We start from the raw sequence: 16835 nt of genomic DNA, 5'->3' as shown, positions 1-16835 counted from the left end.
AGTGTGACGGTTGTCTCACAGGACCGTCAGTGGCGGGGCGGTCGGCGGCCTGCCGTGCCTCGCGTGCCCGGCCGGGTCTCCGCCGGGCGGGCGGCGCTCGGCGCCCGCAGCGGCACCTCCGCCCAGACGGTCCTGGTGAACGCGTCCCGCGCCTCGCACCCCCAGCGCCGGGCGTGCACCGCGACCAGGAGCAGCCCCCGTCCCGACACCTCCTCGGGCTGCCCCGGTTCGGCCGCGGGGTGGCGGGGGAGGCGTTCGGGCCGGGTGTCGGTCACCTCGATCCGCATCACGGCCGACTCGTGCGCGTCCGGTTCGGACGGGGGTGGCTCGGGCGAAGCGGACTCGGATGACAGGAGCAGCGTCAGCCGGAAGTCCCGGCCCGGAAGACTGCCGTGGGTGACGGCGTTGGCCACCAGCTCGGCCGTCACCAGGGCGACGGCGTGCGCGGCGTCGCAGCCGTGCGGCAGGCCGGTCCACTCGGCGAACTGCTGCACGGCGAGCCTGCGCGCCAGCCGCGCGCCCCGCCGCGTGCCGCTGAGGCGGGCGGTGAACCGCGGTACGCCGACGCCCTGTTCGGCAGCCTGTCCGGCGGGACGGTCGGCGGCACGGTCGGTGGGGCGTGTGGTGGGCCGCCCGACGGCGGAGCTCTGGTGTCGCATGCCGTAACCGTCCCGTCACGCGGAGGCGTACGGCCAGGTCGGACCGCCGTACACGCCCGCGCGCGAACCCCCTGTACGGAGGCTGTACGGCCGTCGCCCGTGACCTGCCCGGCACCGGCGCGGTTCGCCATGGAGGTGCATCCGCGACGGACCAGAGGGAACAACGATGGGCAGGAACAACGAGCGCGCCAGGCCCGCCTCAGAGGGCGGCGGGAACCGGCCCGGCGCGTGGAGCGCCTACGGCAAACTCGTCCGCCTCTTCCGCGAACGCGAAGGCCTCACCCAGCAGTCCCTGGCGGACGCCATCGGCTACTCGCTGGAGCAGGTCGCCTCGGTCGAGCAGGGACGGCGGCCGGCGAAGGCCGCGTTCACCGGCGCGGCGGAGAGGGTGCTGAAGGCCGGCGGTGCGCTGGACACCCTCCAGGAGGACGTGGGCCGGGCCCAGTTGCCCGCGTTCTTCCAGGACGTGGCGGCACTGGAACTGGAGGCGATCAGCCGCTTCTCCTACGACCAGCTCGTGATCCCGGGACTCCTCCAGATGGAGGCGTACGCCCGAGCCCTGATCCAGACCCACTTCCCGCCACTCGACGACGAGATCGTCGAGCAGCGCGTCGCGGCACGCCTGGCACGGCAGTCCATCCTGACCCGCAGGACGCCTCTCACCGTCCTCGCGTTCGTCATCGAGGAGGTGGCGCTGCACCGCATGGTGGGCGGCCCGCAGGTGATGCGGGCCCAGCTCGCCCACCTGCTGGAGTGCTCCTGCATGCGGCACGTGGACATCCAGGTGATGCCGAACAGCAGGGCCGCCCACAGCGGGCTCAGCGGCCCGATGGTCCTGCTGGAGACGGACGTACGGCAGAGGTTCGTGGTGATCGAGTCGCAGGGCGTGGTGAGCGTCCGGTCCGGCTGCCACGAGGTCAGCGAGTTCTGGCTCCAGTATGGGATGCTGCGCTCACAGGCTCTCAACGCCGAGGATTCAGCCGATCTCATCAAGCGGGCGGCAGGGGAGACATGAGCATCGAACGGCAGGGCGGGGACGCGCCCGGTGAGCTGTCCTGGACCAAGAGCAGCCACAGTGGCCCGAACGGCGGGGACTGCGTGGAGGTGGCCGCCGGGCCGGAGGCCGTGTACGTGCGGGACTCCAAAGCGGCCGACGGGCCCGTGCTACGGGTCGGCCGCGAGCAGTGGGCGGCGTTCGTCGCGCTCGCGGCAGGGCGCTGAGCCCGGTCTCGTACCGCTGCGGCCCGGACGACGTCCGGGCCGCAGCGGTGTGAGCGGGCGGGGTTACGCGGCCTCTGGCTCCTCCTCGGAGGGCTCGGCAGCCGCCGCCGTCCCCTCCGGCCCGTCCCCGTCGTCCAGCACGATGCGGACGGTGCGGCTTCCGTCGCCGGGCCCGGCTTCGGTCAGTCGGTCGCGGATGCGGTCGTAGAGCATGGCGGCCATCGCCCAGTCCGCGTCCACCTCCTCGCTCTCCTTTTCCCGGGCCTTCCAGAGGCTGATCAGGGCCGCGATGAGGGACGGCCCGGACAGGTGCGTGTCGACCTTTCCGTCACCGGTGTCCTTGACCTCTCCGGGAACGCGGAAGCGAGGGTGCCGGACGGCCTGCACGAGCAGGAACTCCCAGGTGTCGCGGTGGCAGACCAGTCCGGCGCGCGACACCCCGGCGGCTTTCAGCAGTAGTTCCGCGTGCTCGGCCAGCGGGTCGGACGGCGTCTCCCGGCCGTCGTCCTGCCTCCCCGGCCGCTGTCCGTCTCCGCCGTCCGCGTGGACGCCGTGGAGCCGCCGTCCGTCCGCCGCCGGGGACGCCGCGGTACGGCGGGTACGGCTGGGGGAGTCCTCGGAACGGTCTCGGAGGGTCTGTTCGGCGGCCTTCTTCACCATCCTCACGCGTTCTTTTAGTGTCTTCTCGGCCTCTCCCGGGGGAGCCGCCTCTCCCGGGGGCTCCGGTACGCCGTCCCGCTCCCGCTCCATGCACTCCTCCTGTTGTCGGCTGTCCTGTGTCCCGGGGGCTTCGCTCGGTGGGACCGCAGCCGTCTCCGCCGTTCCGTCTTCCGCCTCACCGGTGTCGTCCGCACCGCCGGGCTCATCGGCGCCGGGGGAGCCCGGGGCGGGCGGCTGTTGTGCCCCGGTACGGCCGCCGGTGATCTCCAGGCGCAGGTCCTTCAGGTCGCTGAGCATCCTTTCCTGCCGCCGGCGCAGTTCCCGGTTCTCCTCCCGCAGGACCATCGTCCCGGTGGAGACGGCTTCCCGGAGCTTGTAGAACTCCTGGTCCGAGACCTGCGGCAGCGGTGACGCGGACCCGTCGGCCGCCTCGGCGAGCGTTGTGCGGACCGCCGCGACCCTCTCGTCGATCTCGCCGAGCTTGCTGCCGTAGGCGTCGAGCTTCTTCTCGAAGCGCTCTTTCCACTCTTGCCCGAACCCCACGCAACCCCCTTGTCGCTTTGAGTGACGAGCCGATCTTTTCCCCGGGGCCGATCGGGCGACGCAGGCGTTTTCCGGCCAAGCCGGTTCTGCGCCACCGGTGTTGGCGGATCGGACGGCCCCACGCTGGGCGGTTGTCTCCCGGCGCCCCCGAAGGGGTGATGACCTGGACGTATGTTCCCCACACCCTCCCTCCCGGTCCCGCGAAACGGAAGGCGGCGGGCGGCGGACGATGGCGCGAGTCCGTGATACCGGGCCGCCCCCCGACCATGTGGGCGGCGGCCCACGACCGGAGAGGACGCCCGCCTTGGCGAAGACCACACAACTGCGCACGTACACCGTCCGGGACGGAATGCTGGACGAGTGGGTGGAACGGTGGCGGGAGGAGATCGTCCCGCTGCGCCTGGCGCTGGGCTTCACGATCGACGGGGCCTGGACGGACCGGGAACGCAACCGGTTCGTCTGGCTGATCTCCTACGAAGGCCCCGGGACGTTCGCGGAACGCAACGCCGTGTACTGGGCCTCGCCCCGGCGCAAGGCCATGGGCCTCGACCCGGACGACTACCTCACCCACACCGACGACCGGACGGTCGAGCGGGTCCGCTGACCGCACGCACCGCCGGAGGCCGGACCTGCGCCGGCCTCCGGCGACCCGTACAACCGGACCTTGTACGGGCGCTGTACGGGTCGCGGGCAGTGCCCCGACTCGAACGGGCCGCGTTGGACATGGCCCCGGCGGTGACGGACGGCGTAAGCCGCCGGGGGCTCGGACGAGCGGGACGGACTCGGGGACGAAGGGGCGTGAGGGCGGTGCAGGACACACGGAACGGTCGCGCGGTACGGGTGAAGGAGGACAGCGGCGACCCGCCTGGGGTGTGGTCCGCCTATGGCAGGCTGCTCCAGCACCTGCGCAGGCAGGCCGGGTTGAGCCAGAACAAGCTCGGGGACGCGATCGGCTACTCGCTGGAGCAGGTCGCCTCGATCGAGCAGGGGCGGCGGCCGGCGAAGGCCGCCTTCACGATCGCGGCGGACCGCGCGCTGGGGGCACGAGGAGCCTTGGAAGTCCTCCAGGATGACGTGGAACGGGCCAAGCTGCCGCGCTTCTTCCGCAACTTCGCGCTCCTCGAGTCGGAAGCGCTGAGCCGCTTCTCCTACGATCCGCTGCTGGTGCCGGGCCTGTTGCAGACGGAGGACTACGCGCGGGCGGTCTTCGGCGGGCACTGCCCGCCACTGAGCGAGGAAACCATCGACCAGCACACCGAGGCCCGGCTCAGCCGCCAGAAGCTGCTGACGCGCGTGCCGATGGCGGAGCTGTCGTTCATCATCGGCGAGGAGGCGCTGCGCGATCCCGTGGGCGGCCCGGAGGTCATGCGCGAGCAGTGGCGACGTCTGCTGGAGGTCAACGCACTGCGGAACGTCGAGGTGCAGGTCATGCCCGCCGGGCGTGGATTCCACCCGGGGAAGAACGGTCCGCTCGTGATCCTGGAGACGAAGGAGCACCGCGACATCGGCTACTTCGAGTCCCAGGGCGTCGGGTGCGTCTTATCGGATGTCTCCGAGGTCAGAGCCTTCTCCCTGCGTTATGGCAAGCTGCGATCGCAGGCCCTGAACGTCGAGGAGTCTGCACGACTCATCGAGCGGCTGGTGGGAGAGACATGAGCGCGGAACAGGTGACCGACAACATGGGCGAGCTGCACTGGTTCAAGAGCAGCCACAGCGGATCGGACGGCGGGGACTGCGTCGAGGTGGCAACCGGTCCGGATGCCGTGTACGTACGGGACTCCAAGGCCGCGGGCGACGGGCCCATACTCCGGATCGGTCGGGACGGATGGGCGGCGTTCACGGCGCTCGTGAGGTAGGAGGCCGGTACGTGGGTGAACTGCGCTGGTTCAAGAGCAGCTACAGCGGATCGGGTGGCGGGGACTGCGTGGAGGTGGCTGCCGACCCGGACGCTGCGCATGTGAGGGATTCCAAGGAGGCCGACGGGCCCGTACTGCGGTTCGATCAGGACGGGTGGGCCGCGTTCCTGGTGCTCGCGGCGGAGCGGGGCTGAGTAAAGCCGCCGCTCCGGTCGCGTCCGCGCGGGCCCGCTACGTACCCCGGCCCAGAAGACGGAGGAGACCGGCCGGGCCCCACCCCCGAGGGGCCCGGCCGGAGCGTTCGCGGTACCAGCGGCGCAGGCGGCGCCGCTGCTGCCGGGACAGGGAGGGGGCGGACTCCAGCAGGTGCGCGACGAAGCGCATGGCGTCCGGGCGGTACCCGCCGGTCATGGGGCGACCGCGGGCGTAGGCGGCGAACACCGGGCGGTAGCGGTCGCCCAGGATGCGCGGCAGCTCGGGTGCGATCCCGGCGACGACCGAGGCCCGCTTGGCGATCAGCGCACGGCGCTGGACCTCCAGCCGCGCGGGGTCGAAGCCGGCCGGCGCGGGGCCGTCGGCGACCAGCGCGCCCAGCAGTGCGGCCTGGGCGGCGGCCAGCCGGCGGCGGGCCGCGTCGGTGCCGGATCCGGTGTCCATGCCGGAGCCGGGGTCGGTGCCGGTGTCCGTGCCGGGGCCGCTACCAGGGCCGGCGCCGGGTCCGGTGGTAGGGCGGGTGTCAGGCACGGGGGCCTCCCGCGGCTCGCGTCGCGCCCTCGAACACATCCCGCACGGCAGCCAGTTCGGCGGCCAGCTCCTCCTCCGGAGGGAAGTCGTCGTCGCGTTCCAGCAGCACCCCCGGCGGATCGGTGCGCGCGCACAGTTCGGCCAGCAGCTCCAGTACCGGCTCCGGCACCGGGTGGGCGTGGCTGTCGTGCCACACCCCGTCGCGCTCCACACCGCCCGCCACGTGCACGTACGCCAGCGCGTCCAGCGGCAGGCCGTCCAGGACGGCCAGCGGGTCCTCACCCCGGTTGACGCGGTTGGTGTGGAGGTTGGCGACATCGATGAGCAGGCCGACGCCGGTGCGGTCCACCAGCTCGGTCAGGAACTCCGCCTCGCCCAGCTCCTCGCCGGGCCAGGGCAGGAGGGCCGCGATGTTCTCCAGCGCCAGCGGCACGGGCAGCGCGTCCTGGGCGATCATGACGTTCTCGCAGAGCACCTCCAGCGCGTCGCGGGTGCGCGGCACCGGCAGCAGATGCCCGGCCTCCATCACCGGCCCCTCGGCTCCCGGCGCCCCGGTCCCCGGCCCTCCGGCCCGTACGAACGCGATGTGCTCGGTGACCAGCGGCGCCTTAAGCGCCTCGGCCCGGTGGGCCAGCGCCGCCAGCCGGGCGGGGTCGGGCCGCTGCGCGCCCCCGAGCCCGAGCCCCACCCCGTGCGGCACCACGGTGGTGCCGCGCTCGCGCAGCCGTACCAGCGCCGGCGGAAGGTGGTCGGGGCAGACGTTCTCCGCGACCACCTCCACCCAGCCGACGTCCGGCAGCGTCTCGATCGCGTCCGCGATTCCCGGCCGCCAGCCGATCCCCGTACCCAGTCGTGCCACGCCCGCCCCCTCCCCGGTTCATCCCCGGCTCCTCCCCGTGTGCGGTTGTCATCTCCGGGCAGAGGGATCACCAATCCCGCGCGGCGGAGTTCAGAGCTTCACCTGAGCTTTCGCCGGGCCCCACCCCGGCCCGATGCGGCCGCCGCCCGTGTGTCGCGCCCGCTTCGGACCGGAAAACGACGAAAATCGGACCAGTCCTCCAGGGAGAGGTACATGCTGGAAAAGCTGCAGCGCCTACTGGGGCTCCGTACCGATCCGGTCATCTTCTTCACCTCGGCCGGGCTCACCGTGCTGTTCGTGGTCGCGGCGATCTCGCTGACGGATCAGGTGGACCGGATCTTCGCCACGGCCTCGGACTGGCTGCTCACCCAACTGGGCTGGTTCTACATCCTGGGCGTGACGACCTTCCTGGTCTATCTGCTCTGGATCGCCGTCAGCCGCTACGGCCACATCCGCCTGGGCGCCCAGGACGACCGCCCGGAGTACAGCACGCGGACCTGGTTCGCGATGCTGTTCGCCGCCGGGATCGGCACGATCCTGATGTTCTGGGGGGTCGCCGAGCCGATCAGCCACTTCGCCGAGCCGCCCCAGCAGGGCGTCGAGCCGGAGAGCACCGAGGCCGCCCGCATGGCGATGGCCTACTCGCTGTACCACTTCGGCCTGCACACCTGGTCGATCTTCTGCCTGCCGTCGCTGACGTTCGCCTACTTCGTCTACGTGCGCGGGATGCCGTTCCGGGTCAGTTCCGTGCTCTACCCCCTGCTGGGCGACCGGGTGTACGGCACCGCGGGCCGGATCGTGGACATCGCGGCGGTGATGGGCACGCTCTTCGGCGTCGCCGTCTCCATCGGCCTGGGCACGATGCAGATCAACAGCGGACTGGCGCGGCTGTTCGGTCTGCCGGAGAACTCGCTGGTCCAGGTGCTGCTGATCACCGTGATCACCGCCATCGCCACCACCTCGGTGGTCTACGGCCTGGACAAGGGCATCAGGCGGCTGTCGAACATCAACATCGTCATGGCCGTCGGTCTGATGCTCTTCGTGCTCGCCACCGGGGCGACGCTGTTCCTGGCCAAGGGGATCATCGAGAACGTCGGCGTCTACCTGTCCTCGCTGGTGTCGCTGGCCTTCTGGAACGACACCTTCGCCAACACCGGCTGGCAGGGCACCTGGACGGTGTTCTACTGGGCGTGGACGATCACCTGGTCGCCGTTCGTGGGCATCTTCATCGCCCGCATCTCCAGGGGGCGCACGATCCGTGAGTTCGTCCTCGGTGTCCTCGCGCTGCCCACGGCCTTCACCATCGTGTGGTTCAGCGTCTTCGGGCTGTCCGCCATCGACATCGAGATGAACGGCGCCGGCGGGCTGGTGCGAAACGTGGTGGAGGAGGGCGACATCCCCGGCGCGCTCTTCACCTTCCTGGAGAACTATCCGCTCACCACCTTCGTCTCGGCCCTGTCGGTGCTGATCGTGGTCATCTTCTTCACCACCTCCTCGGACTCGGCGTCCCTGGTGGTGGACATGCTCAGCGCCGGGCAGCGGGAGGAGGGCGGGCCGACGCGGCAGCGGGTGTTCTGGGCGATCACCGAGGGCGTGGTCGCGGGGACGCTGATCGCGGCCACCGGCAAGAGCGGCCTGGACGCGCTCGCCGAGGTGATCACGGTGCTCGGTCTGCCGTTCTTCGTCCTGGCGTTCCTGATGATGTACTCGCTGGTCCGCGCGTTGCGGACGGACTTCCCCGAGCTCACCGGCCCGCCCGCCGCGCTGCGGCGGCGGATGGAGCGGGAGCGCAGGACGCGGGAGTGGGGTGCGGGCAAGCGGGACGGCGAGGATGGTGAAGGCACCGGGAGCGGCGAGGGCTCCGGAGGCGGCGGAGGCTCCGGGGGAGAAGCCTCCGAGAGCGGGCGGTAACCTCCTCGGCCGCCGCGGTCCCCTCAGCCGCGCCGCGCCGGCCGGTCCAGGCGCGCCGGGAGCGCCGGGTGCTCGGCCACGACCGTGGCCGAGCCCGGGGCGATCTCGGTGAAGCCCGCGTCGCGCACCACCGGCAGGCCCGACGCCGTCAGCCGCTCCCACTCACCGCGCGGGGCGGTGCGGACCGCCAGCGGGAAGCCGGCCGCGCGCCAGGCGGCCCGCGCCGTACCGTCCAGCGCCAGCCAGGCGAGCTGGGCGCCGTGCCCGGCCTGGGCCATCGCCTTGCCGGCGGACATCTCCAGTTCCGGGTTGAGCCACAGCACGGGCGTGCCCGGCTCCGGCGCGGCGGGCGGTGCGGGGTCCTCCAGGTCGGTGCCGGAGACCTGGAGGCGGGCCAGATCCCTGGGCCAGCCGTCCAGCGGTACGGGCGGGAAGACCCGCACCTCGGCCGGGTGCTCGCCGCCGCCGGTCACGGTGACGCCCGGCAGGGCGCAGGCCCGCCGCCACTCCGCGCCGCGCGCCCGGCGCACCACCTTGCGGATGCGCCCGTCCTGCCAGTCGCGCACCGCCTGGTGCCAGTCGCCGCCGGGGTCCGTCGTGCGCTCGTCCGACAGCATCACCAGCACCGCGCGCGCCGCCGTTCCGAGCGCGTCGCTGCGCGCGGGCGGGCCGGGGGGAGCGGACCGCTCGATCCGGACGACGAGCGGCAGTACGTACTGCGGGGCCGCGTCCCGGCCGGCGGCCTCATGGGCGGCGGGGGCGGTGAAGGGGTCGGTGGAGGGGGCGTCGGAGGTGCTCACGGGGCCAGTGTGCCAGCCGCCGCCGGGGCGTTCGCACCCGTTTACGTGCGAGGTCCCGGGCGGGCGGGGCCGGGAGTACCCTCGGCCCCATGGAGTTCGTATCCGGCTGGACCGCACCCGAGACGACGGCCGTCCGGGACGCCGCCGCCCCCGAGGGCGCCGGGCGCGAGGAGCGGGCCATGTGCGTGCAGTGCGGCGAGCCGACCGATTACCCGGCGAGCACGCGCGGTGCGACGCTGTGCCCGGTGTGCGAGTGGCACGAGGCCGAACGCGTCGCCTGCTCCTGCTGAACGCACCCGGGCGGAGCCGCGGGGAGCAGGACGGAACCGCCGGAACCGGGGCTCAGTCCCGGCCCATGGCCGAGGCGATCATCTCCGAGACGGGCACGATGCGGTATCCGCGCTCCCTCAGCTCCGGGACGATCCGGCGTACGGCCTTCTCGGTGGCGGGCGCCTTCTCCCGGTCGCAGTTCAGTACGACCACCGAGCCCGGCCTGATGTCCTTCAGCACCCGCTCGGCCACTTTCTCCGGGTCCTTCTCCGCGGCGTCCGGCGCCACCACGTCGCCGGCCACCGCCGTCACCTTCGCCGGGGCGATCGCCCTCCGGGAGCGGTCGTCGAAGCAGCCGCCGGGGAAGCGGAAGTAGGGCGTCAGGTTCTTCACCCCCGCCGCGCGGATCGCCCTGCGCCCCTTGCGCACGTCCGCGAGCTGCTTGTCGGGCGCGAGCGCGGGGAGGTCGCGGCAGTCCTCGGTGAAGGCGCGGTGGGAGTGGGAGAGGTTGCCGACCTCGAACAGGTCGTCGCGGCCGATGGAGCGCGCCTGGTGCCTGTAGGTCTGCGCCCACAGCCCCGACATGAAGACGGTCGCGGGGACCTTCTCGCGGCGCAGGGCGGAGACGAGCCCGGGGTTGTCGTGGCGCTCGCCGTCCTCCCCGGCCCGCTCGCGGTCCTCGGCGGACAGGGCGGCGTCGAAGGTCAGCGCCACGACCTTGTCCTCCTTGTCGCCGCTCTTCCCGGCCCTCTCGTCCTTCTCGGCCTTCTCCCGCTTCTCCCGGTTCTCGCCGTCCTCCTCGGGCTTCTCGTTCTCCTTCTCCCCCTTCTCCTCCTCCGGCTTCCCGCCCTCGTCGCCGGCGGCCCGCGGGGCCTCGGCGCGCGGGCCGTGCCGGAAGACGGGCACCCGGCCGCTGATGGAGGCGGGCAGGGTGGCGTACCGGTCGGAGGACGACGCGTCCCGGCCGTCGCCGTCCGGGCGGGAGACGGAGGAGCGCGGGGAGGCGGAGAAGTCGCCCTTCCCGGAGCCCTCCCGCGAGGCCGCAGCCGAGGACGGCGCGGTCGGTGAGGCATCGGCCCGGGGGGTGTCGCCACCCGGGCCCGCGCAGCCCGCCGCCGCGGCGGCGACCAGGGCGAGAGCGGTCAGGGGACGGGCGGTGCGGCGTACGGAGACGGTCATGATCGGAACGTAACGACGATCCGTGACGGTCGCGCGGGATGCTGCTCTTGTCGGACTACCGCCACCCCCGGCCCGGGTGACGCCCGGCCGGGCGGCGGTGCGCCGGCTCCGTCCCCGGCCCGCGCACCTGCCCGTACGCCGGACCGTGGGTCAGGTCGCGCGCCAGTAGCCCAGGGCGTGCACCCTGTCCTTCGGCACGCCGAGCTCCTTGCGCGTGTACGAGGCGAGGGCGCGGGTGGTGGCGGTGTCGCAGGCGATCCAGACGTAAGGGGCCGGCTCGTCCTCCAGCAGCTTCGGCAGGGCCGCGGTCACCTCGGCCACCAGATGGGCGCCGGCGTCCCGGCGGGGGACCCACCGCACCTCGTGCGGGCCGGGCCCGGCCCGCAGCGGCAGTTCGGCGTCCTGCGGGTGCGCGGTCTCCAGCCAGACGGTCGCGGGTGTGGCGGGGAAGGCGTCCAGCAGCGAGTTGACGGCCGGCAGGGACGCCGGGTCGCCGACGGCCAGGAGCCGGGAGGGTCCGGGCGACGGTGCGGTGAACCCCGTGCCCTGGACGGTGGCCTCGATCGTGTCGCCCGGCCGCGCGCCGCGCGCCCAGTCGCAGGCGATGCCCTCGTGGAGCGCGAACTCCAGGGCGAACGTCCCGGCCGCGGGGTCGGGATCGACCAGGGTGTAGGCGCGCTGGTGCGGCTTGCCCCCGCTCTCGAACCAGAGGCGGACCCACATCGTCGGGTGGACGCCGGTCGAGGCGAGCATCCCGCCGTCCGTCATCCGGATCCTCAGATAGTGCTCGGTGACCCGCTCGGTCCCGGTCACGGTGAACTCGAAGTCCCTGCCCCGCATCAGTCTGAGGACCACGCCCTCCCAGCCATGCCCCACGGTCTCTCCTCCCCGGTCCCGGGGTGCCCCCGGACAGCCGCCGCTTTGGTTAGGTTAGCCTAGCCTAAAGGTTGGGGGGCGCTCGCGGCGCCCCCCGGTCCGGCCTGCCCGACCCCCGTCCTTCCCCTCGGAGAGCACGTGTCCAGACCCACCGGCGCCACCGCCGTCCCGACCGCCACCAGCACTCCCGACGCCCCCGGCACCCCGTGCGAACCCGTCCACGAGCGGACCGTCCAGGGCTTCGGGACCCTGCGGATCACCCCCGTGGACCCCGGGCGCGACGCCGCCCTGATCCACGGCTGGGTCACCGGGGAGCGCGCCGCGTTCTGGGGGATGGGCGCGATGGACGTCCGGGAGGTCCGCGAGGTCTACGCCCACATGGACACCCTCACCACCCACCACGCCTTCCTCGTCCACCGCGACGGGGAGCCCGTCGCGCTCCTCCAGACGTACGACCCCGCCGAGGACCGGGTGGGGCTGTGCTACGAGGTCCGGCCCGGCGACGTCGGGGCGCATCTGCTGCTCGCCCCCGCCGCGGGCGCAGGCGAGCCGGGGTTCACCGGCCGCCTGGCCGCCGCGATGCTGGAGTACCTGCTGGCCGACCCGCGCTGCCGCCGGATCGTCGTCGAGCCGGACGTCCGCAACGAGAAGGCGATCGCGCGCATGCTGCGCACCGGGTTCGAGCAGGGACCCGAGATCCTGCTCCCCGCGGTCGGGCTGCCGGAGGTCAGCCTCCCCGAGAAGCGCGCCCGCCTGGCCTTCCTGCGGCGGGAGGCGGTCGCCGGCTGACTCCCCGGGCCGCCCCCGTCCGCCGCGGTCCCGCCGGTCTCAGTGGCGCCACGGCCCGGTGACGGCGAACGTGGTCCCCGGGTCGTAGCAGTTGACGTACATGGTGCGGCGGTCGGGCGAGAAGGTGACGCCCGCGAACTCGCCGTACGCCGGCTCCCGCGCGGTGCCGGTGTTCTGGGCGTTGCGCGCCAGGGCGTAGACCTCGCCGCGGCGGGTGAGGCCGTAGACGTGCTGCTCGCCGCCGCCGTCCTCGCAGACCATCAGACCGCCGCCCGGGGCGAGGCAGATGTTGTCCGGGGACTCGCCGGGGGTGTCCACGCCGGTGTCCGGCCCGAAGACCACCGCCAGCGTCAGCCGGCGGCGGCCCGGCTCGTAGCGCCACACCTGGCCGAAGTGGTCGGCCGCCGAGCCCTCGGAGCTGCGCGCGTAGCTGGAGACGAAGTACACCGCGCCCTCGCCCCGGTGGCTGCCCCAGTAGCAGCCCTCCAGCTTCTGCGCGTGGGTGACGCCGCCGCGGCCGAAGTCCTGGAGGCGGACGGGCGTCCGCTTCGCCAGCGGATCGGGCACCGGCAGCCACTCGACGCCGTCGAAGTGCGTGCCCGGCTCGGTGACGGCCGACAGGTCGGGGACGCCGGGCACGCGCATGGCCTCCAGCCTCCCGCCCGCCCGCAGCGAGTCGAAGCCGCCGCGGGGCCGGTGCGGCAGGAAGCGGTAGAACAGGCCGAAGGGGTGGTCGAAGGCGTCCTCGGTCTCGTAGACCACGCCCTCGCGCGGGTCGACGGCGATGGCCTCGTGCTGGAAGCGGCCCATCGCGGTGAGCGGCTCGGGGATGGTGCGGTGACCGGGCCGCAGGCCGACCTCGAAGATGAAGCCGTGGTCCCTGGTGTAGCCGTTGGTGCCGGCCCTGTCCTCGGTCTCCTCGCAGGTCAGCCAGGTGCCCCAGGGGGTCGGGCCGCCCGCGCAGTTGACCGCGGTGCCCGCGATGCCCACCCGCTCGTCCAGCACGCGGTCGCTGCCGGAGAGCTCCAGCACGGTGCAGCCGCCCATACCCTGCGGGTCGTACGTCAGCCCGCGCACGGCGGGGACGCGGCGGGGGGCGTTGTGGCGGTTCTCGTGGTTGCGCACCAGCTGTACGCGCCCGGGGCGGGTGCCGGGCAGGGCGGTCATGCCGTCGTGGTTGCCGGGGACCGGCCCCTGGCCCGAGAGCATGGGCTCGCCCTCGCGCGACAGCACCCGGTAGCGGAAACCTTTCGGCAGGTCGAGCAGGCCGTCGGGATCGGACACGAGGGGGCCGTACCCGTCCCGGCCGCCGACCGCGGCGTGGGCGGCGTCCGTACCGGTGAACAGTTCGGAGAGCGATCCGGTGAAGGCGATCCCCGCCCCGACGGCGGCGCTTCCCAGGATCCGGCGTCGCGTTGCTGACATGGGCAACTCCCTGCTGGCGGACAGGTTGATGACCCGCTCGTGTGTACCACGCCGTCCGCTCGGCGGGAACCAGGCACGGCCCGGCCGGAACCCGCCCGCGCGCGCCGCGACCCTCCCGGCGTACGGATCCGGCCGTTTCCCGAGCGGCTTTCCGCGCGGCCGGCTGCGCCGCCGGGCCTCCGCTGCCGCCGGGCACCGCCCCGGTCAGGCCCCGCCGCCCTCCCCGGTCAGACGCCGCGCGTCGCGGGCGAGCGCGGTCAGCCGGGATATCGCCCGGAAGTACTTCTTGCGGTAGCCGCCCCTGAGCATCTCCTCGCCGAAGAGCCGGTCGAAGGGCACCCCGGAGGCGAGCACCGGCACCTCGCGGTCGTAGAGCCGGTCGGCCAGGACCACCAGGCGCAGCGCGGTGGACTGGTCCGGCACCGGCTGGACATCAGTGAGACAGACCGCCTCCACGCCGTCGCACAGCGCGCCGTAGCGGCTGGGGTGCACCCGGGAGAGGTGGTCGAGAAGGGAGGGGAAGTGGTCCAGGGACGCGCCGGGGGTGCGGTGCGCCGCGGCGCTCACCTCGGCGTCGCCGGCCGGCGCCGGGGCCTCGGGCAGACCGCGGTGGCGGTAGTCCTCGCCGTCGATGCGCAGCGTGCGGAAGTGCGCCGACAGGCCCTGGATCTCCCGCAGGAAGTCGGCGGCGGCGAACCGGCCCTCGCCCAGCTTGCCGGGCAGGGTGTTGGAGGTGGCCGCCAGCGCCACACCCTCCTCGACCAGGCGGCCCAGCAGGGTGGAGACCAGCACGGTGTCGCCCGGGTCGTCCAGCTCGAACTCGTCGATGCACAGCAGCCGGTGCCCGCCGAGCGTGGCCACCGTCTGCTGGAAGCCGAGCGCGCCCACCAGGTTGGTCAGCTCCACGAACGTGCCGAACGCCTTGCGCTCGGACGGGGCCTCGGTGGCGTGCCACAGGGAGGCCAGCAGATGGGTCTTGCCGACGCCGTAGCCGCCGTCGAGGTACACCCCGCGCGGCCCGGCGGGCGCCGTCCGCCGCCCACCACGGCGGAACCAGCGGCGGATGCCGCCGCCCTCGCCGTCCGCCCGGTCCCCGCCGAGCCCGCCCGCGAACTCGCCCAGCACCTTCACCGCCTCGGCCTGGCTGGGCCGGGAGGGGTCGGGGATGTAGTTGTCGAAGCGCACCGAGCCGAAGCGCGGCGGCGGCACCATCTCCGCGACCAGGCGGTCGGCGGGGACGTGCGGCTCGCGGTCGCACAGGGACAGCGGGACGGCCCCGTCGGCCGCCGGACGCTCCGGTCCGGCGCTCGGGGCGGGCTTGTGGGCGGGGGAGGACGACACCCTTATCACTGTACGTGGCGTGGCGGGGCGGGGAACACGCCGGTGGCACGTGCCACACTGCGCCGTATGCGACGTCTGTTCCCTCCTTTCGAGTACCCCACGGCACCCACGCTCCCCGGACCTCAGGAGCCGCCGTCCGCCGACCGGCCCTGGACGCTCGATGAGATCGCAGACGCGTACGCCTACCCCGCCACGGCGGCGGAGGGGGCCGGGGAGACCGGACGGGCCGCGCGGCCCTGGCTGCGCGGCAACATGGTCGCCTCCCTCGACGGCGCCGCCCACCACGGCGGGCGCTCCCAGCCGCTGTCCTCGGACGCCGACATGCGGATCTTCGGGGTGCTGCGCGCCCTGGCGGACGCCGTGGTCGTCGGCGCCGAGACGGTACGCCGGGAGGGGTACCGTCCGGCCCGCCGCCGCGAGGCGTTCGCCGCCCGGCGCGAGGCGGCCGGGCAGGGGCCGGCGCCCGCCATCGCGGTCGTCAGCGCGAGCCTGGACCTGGACTTCTCCCTGCCGCTGTTCACCGAGCCGCCGGTGCCCACCGTGGTCCTCACCGGCGCCGCCGCCCCGGCCGGCCGCCAGGAGGCGGCGCGCGAGGCGGGCGCGGTGGTGGTGCACGCGGGCGAGGGCTCGGAGGTCGACCCGGCGCGGGTGCCGGGACTGCTGGGCGGGCACGGCCACACCCGGCTGCTCACCGAGGGCGGGCCGCGCCTGCTGGGCCGCTTCGCGGCCGCCGGGGTGCTGGACGAGCTGTGCCTGACCGTCTCCCCCCGGATCACCGCCGGGGACGCCGCGCGGATCCTGGACGGCCCCGGCTTCGAGACCCCCGCGGAGTACGAGCTGACCTCCCTGCTGGAGGAGGACGGGTTCCTCTTCTCCCGCTACCGCCGCTCCCCGGGGGCGGCCCGGAAATGACCGGATCTGTTTGCCGGCGCCAACAAGGTGTGACGTGCGCAGAATGAGATACGCAGAGTGAAATGTGCAGTCCCACACCGATGTGGGACGGGACAGTCGTCGTACGGGTCACCGACCCGTCGGGAGGAAGGGCACCTGCCGTGTTCACATCCGTACTGATGATCGAGAAGCCGCTGGTGCCCACCGACGTCGAGCTCGTCACCACACTCCACGGCGACGAGCCCGTCTCGTTCGTCGTGCTCATGCAACCGCGCGGCGACCAGGACCGACTGCTGCGCGCCCTGGACGACGTGGCGCTGGGCGAGCTGGACGACGCCGTCCGCGAGGCCACCGGGCAGGACGAGGAGGAGGCGGCCGGCAGCCCGGTCTCCCCGGCCGAGCGGGCGCTGGAGCACTCGCTGGGCGCGCTGCGCGCGGCGGGGGCGGAGACCGTCGGCCAGATCGTCCAGGACCACCCCCTGGACGTGCTCACCTCGGTGGTGGAGGAGACCGGCGCCGACGAGGTGATCGTGCTGACCGCGCCGCACCTGGTGGAGGAGTTCTTCCACCGGGACTGGGCCTCCCGGGCCCGCCACAAGGTCGGCGTCCCCGTGCTCAAGCTGTTCGCCCACGGCGAGTAGGCCGGTACCCACGGACGCCGCACGCCGCACGCCGCACGCGGGCACCCGGCCCGCTCGCATAGGCTGGGGCCGGGCGCCCGTCGGCGGCGTGCGCGGCCCGGCCGCACCACCGCGCGGGCGCCCCGAGCACCTCGGAACCCCCGGAAGTCTCCGGGGGAGTCCGAGAACAC

Annotated in this window: 18 protein-coding genes and 1 pseudogene; 11 read left to right on the top strand and 8 right to left on the bottom strand. The window is 73.6% G+C overall.

The window, feature by feature from the left end:
• Nucleotides 1-26: 26 nt before the first annotated feature.
• The gene (locus IQ279_RS18975) at nucleotides 27-659 is read right to left on the bottom strand and encodes an ATP-binding protein (protein ID WP_241028357.1); all 633 of its coding nucleotides are present in this window, start codon (nucleotides 657-659) and stop codon (nucleotides 27-29) included.
• A 166-nt stretch (nucleotides 660-825) separates the two neighbouring features.
• On the opposite strand from IQ279_RS18975, the gene IQ279_RS18970 reads away from it, so the two are divergent.
• A complete protein-coding gene (locus tag IQ279_RS18970) occupies nucleotides 826-1674 on the top strand; it encodes a helix-turn-helix domain-containing protein (protein ID WP_206349864.1) in 849 nt (282 codons plus the stop codon).
• Complete coding sequence (locus IQ279_RS18965; RefSeq protein WP_206349862.1) at nucleotides 1671-1880, top strand: DUF397 domain-containing protein; 210 nt, start codon at nucleotides 1671-1673, stop codon at nucleotides 1878-1880. The genes IQ279_RS18970 and IQ279_RS18965 overlap by 4 nt, the downstream gene beginning before the upstream one ends.
• A 63-nt stretch (nucleotides 1881-1943) precedes the next feature.
• Here the strand turns inward: IQ279_RS18965 and IQ279_RS18960 are convergent, their stop codons facing one another.
• Nucleotides 1944-3083, bottom strand: coding sequence for a hypothetical protein (locus IQ279_RS18960; RefSeq protein WP_206349860.1), 1140 nt, complete (start codon nucleotides 3081-3083; stop codon nucleotides 1944-1946).
• 304 nt (nucleotides 3084-3387) lie between these two features.
• Between IQ279_RS18960 and IQ279_RS18955 the strand changes: the two genes are divergently transcribed.
• The 4 genes from IQ279_RS18955 (at nucleotide 3388) to IQ279_RS18940 (ending at nucleotide 5133) form a co-directional block, all read left to right on the top strand.
• Nucleotides 3388-3687, top strand: coding sequence for an NIPSNAP family protein (locus tag IQ279_RS18955; RefSeq protein WP_206349858.1), 300 nt, complete (start codon nucleotides 3388-3390; stop codon nucleotides 3685-3687).
• A 203-nt stretch (nucleotides 3688-3890) separates the two neighbouring features.
• A complete protein-coding gene (locus IQ279_RS18950) occupies nucleotides 3891-4739 on the top strand; it encodes a helix-turn-helix domain-containing protein (RefSeq protein ID WP_307792425.1) in 849 nt (282 codons plus the stop codon).
• On the top strand, nucleotides 4736-4939 hold the full coding sequence (locus IQ279_RS18945) for a DUF397 domain-containing protein (protein ID WP_206349856.1): 204 nt from the start codon (nucleotides 4736-4738) through the stop codon (nucleotides 4937-4939). Before IQ279_RS18950 ends, IQ279_RS18945 begins: the two co-directional genes overlap by 4 nt.
• Nucleotides 4940-4950: 11 nt before the next feature.
• The gene (locus tag IQ279_RS18940) at nucleotides 4951-5133 is read left to right on the top strand and encodes a DUF397 domain-containing protein (RefSeq protein WP_372445179.1); all 183 of its coding nucleotides are present in this window, start codon (nucleotides 4951-4953) and stop codon (nucleotides 5131-5133) included.
• Between the two features lie 37 nt (nucleotides 5134-5170).
• On the opposite strand, the pseudogene IQ279_RS18935 reads toward IQ279_RS18940, so the two are convergent.
• A pseudogene (locus IQ279_RS18935) lies at nucleotides 5171-6542 on the bottom strand (MbnB/TglH/ChrH family RiPP precursor modification enzyme).
• 213 nt (nucleotides 6543-6755) lie between these two features.
• Between IQ279_RS18935 and IQ279_RS18930 the strand changes: the two are divergent.
• Nucleotides 6756-8453, top strand: a complete 1698-nt coding sequence (locus tag IQ279_RS18930) for a BCCT family transporter (protein ID WP_206349852.1) — start codon at nucleotides 6756-6758, stop codon at nucleotides 8451-8453.
• A 23-nt stretch (nucleotides 8454-8476) separates the two neighbouring features.
• On the opposite strand, the gene IQ279_RS18925 is transcribed toward IQ279_RS18930, so the two are convergent.
• Complete coding sequence (locus IQ279_RS18925) at nucleotides 8477-9253, bottom strand: peptidyl-tRNA hydrolase (RefSeq protein ID WP_206349849.1); 777 nt, start codon at nucleotides 9251-9253, stop codon at nucleotides 8477-8479.
• 89 nt (nucleotides 9254-9342) lie between these two features.
• Here IQ279_RS18925 and IQ279_RS18920 point away from each other — a divergent pair, with 89 nt between their 5' ends.
• Entirely contained in the window at nucleotides 9343-9543 is a 201-nt protein-coding gene (locus IQ279_RS18920) for a hypothetical protein (RefSeq protein ID WP_206349893.1), read from the top strand.
• A 52-nt stretch (nucleotides 9544-9595) separates the two neighbouring features.
• Here IQ279_RS18920 and IQ279_RS18915 read toward each other — a convergent pair whose 3' ends face one another.
• Both IQ279_RS18915 and IQ279_RS18910 read right to left on the bottom strand, forming a co-directional pair.
• Nucleotides 9596-10702, bottom strand: a complete 1107-nt coding sequence (locus IQ279_RS18915) for a polysaccharide deacetylase family protein (protein ID WP_241028356.1) — start codon at nucleotides 10700-10702, stop codon at nucleotides 9596-9598.
• A gap of 150 nt (nucleotides 10703-10852) precedes the next feature.
• Complete coding sequence (locus tag IQ279_RS18910) at nucleotides 10853-11578, bottom strand: siderophore-interacting protein (protein ID WP_206349847.1); 726 nt, start codon at nucleotides 11576-11578, stop codon at nucleotides 10853-10855.
• A gap of 138 nt (nucleotides 11579-11716) precedes the next feature.
• Between IQ279_RS18910 and IQ279_RS18905 the strand changes: the two genes are divergently transcribed.
• A complete protein-coding gene (locus tag IQ279_RS18905; protein ID WP_206349845.1) occupies nucleotides 11717-12367 on the top strand; it encodes a GNAT family N-acetyltransferase in 651 nt (216 codons plus the stop codon).
• Nucleotides 12368-12406: 39 nt separating this feature from the next.
• On the opposite strand, the gene IQ279_RS18900 is transcribed toward IQ279_RS18905, so the two are convergent.
• Entirely contained in the window at nucleotides 12407-13792 is a 1386-nt protein-coding gene (locus tag IQ279_RS18900) for an alkaline phosphatase PhoX (RefSeq protein WP_206349844.1), read from the bottom strand.
• Between the two features lie 204 nt (nucleotides 13793-13996).
• Nucleotides 13997-15133 (bottom strand): cell division protein ZapE, encoded by a 1137-nt coding sequence (gene zapE / locus IQ279_RS18895; protein ID WP_206349842.1) that lies wholly within the window; start codon nucleotides 15131-15133, stop codon nucleotides 13997-13999.
• Nucleotides 15134-15199: 66 nt separating this feature from the next.
• Between zapE and IQ279_RS18890 the strand changes: the two genes are divergently transcribed.
• Together IQ279_RS18890 and IQ279_RS18885 are read left to right on the top strand one after the other, a co-directional pair.
• Entirely contained in the window at nucleotides 15200-16045 is an 846-nt protein-coding gene (locus IQ279_RS18890) for a pyrimidine reductase family protein (RefSeq protein ID WP_206349840.1), read from the top strand.
• 140 nt (nucleotides 16046-16185) lie between these two features.
• Nucleotides 16186-16665 (top strand): indole-3-glycerol phosphate synthase, encoded by a 480-nt coding sequence (locus IQ279_RS18885; RefSeq protein ID WP_206349838.1) that lies wholly within the window; start codon nucleotides 16186-16188, stop codon nucleotides 16663-16665.
• Nucleotides 16666-16835 lie beyond the last annotated feature (170 nt).

Origin of the sequence: Streptomyces verrucosisporus (assembly GCF_017114865.1) — a bacterium.
Taxonomy (GTDB): domain Bacteria; phylum Actinomycetota; class Actinomycetes; order Streptomycetales; family Streptomycetaceae; genus Streptomyces; species Streptomyces fenghuangensis.
This window is presented reverse-complemented; position numbering and strand designations above follow the sequence as displayed.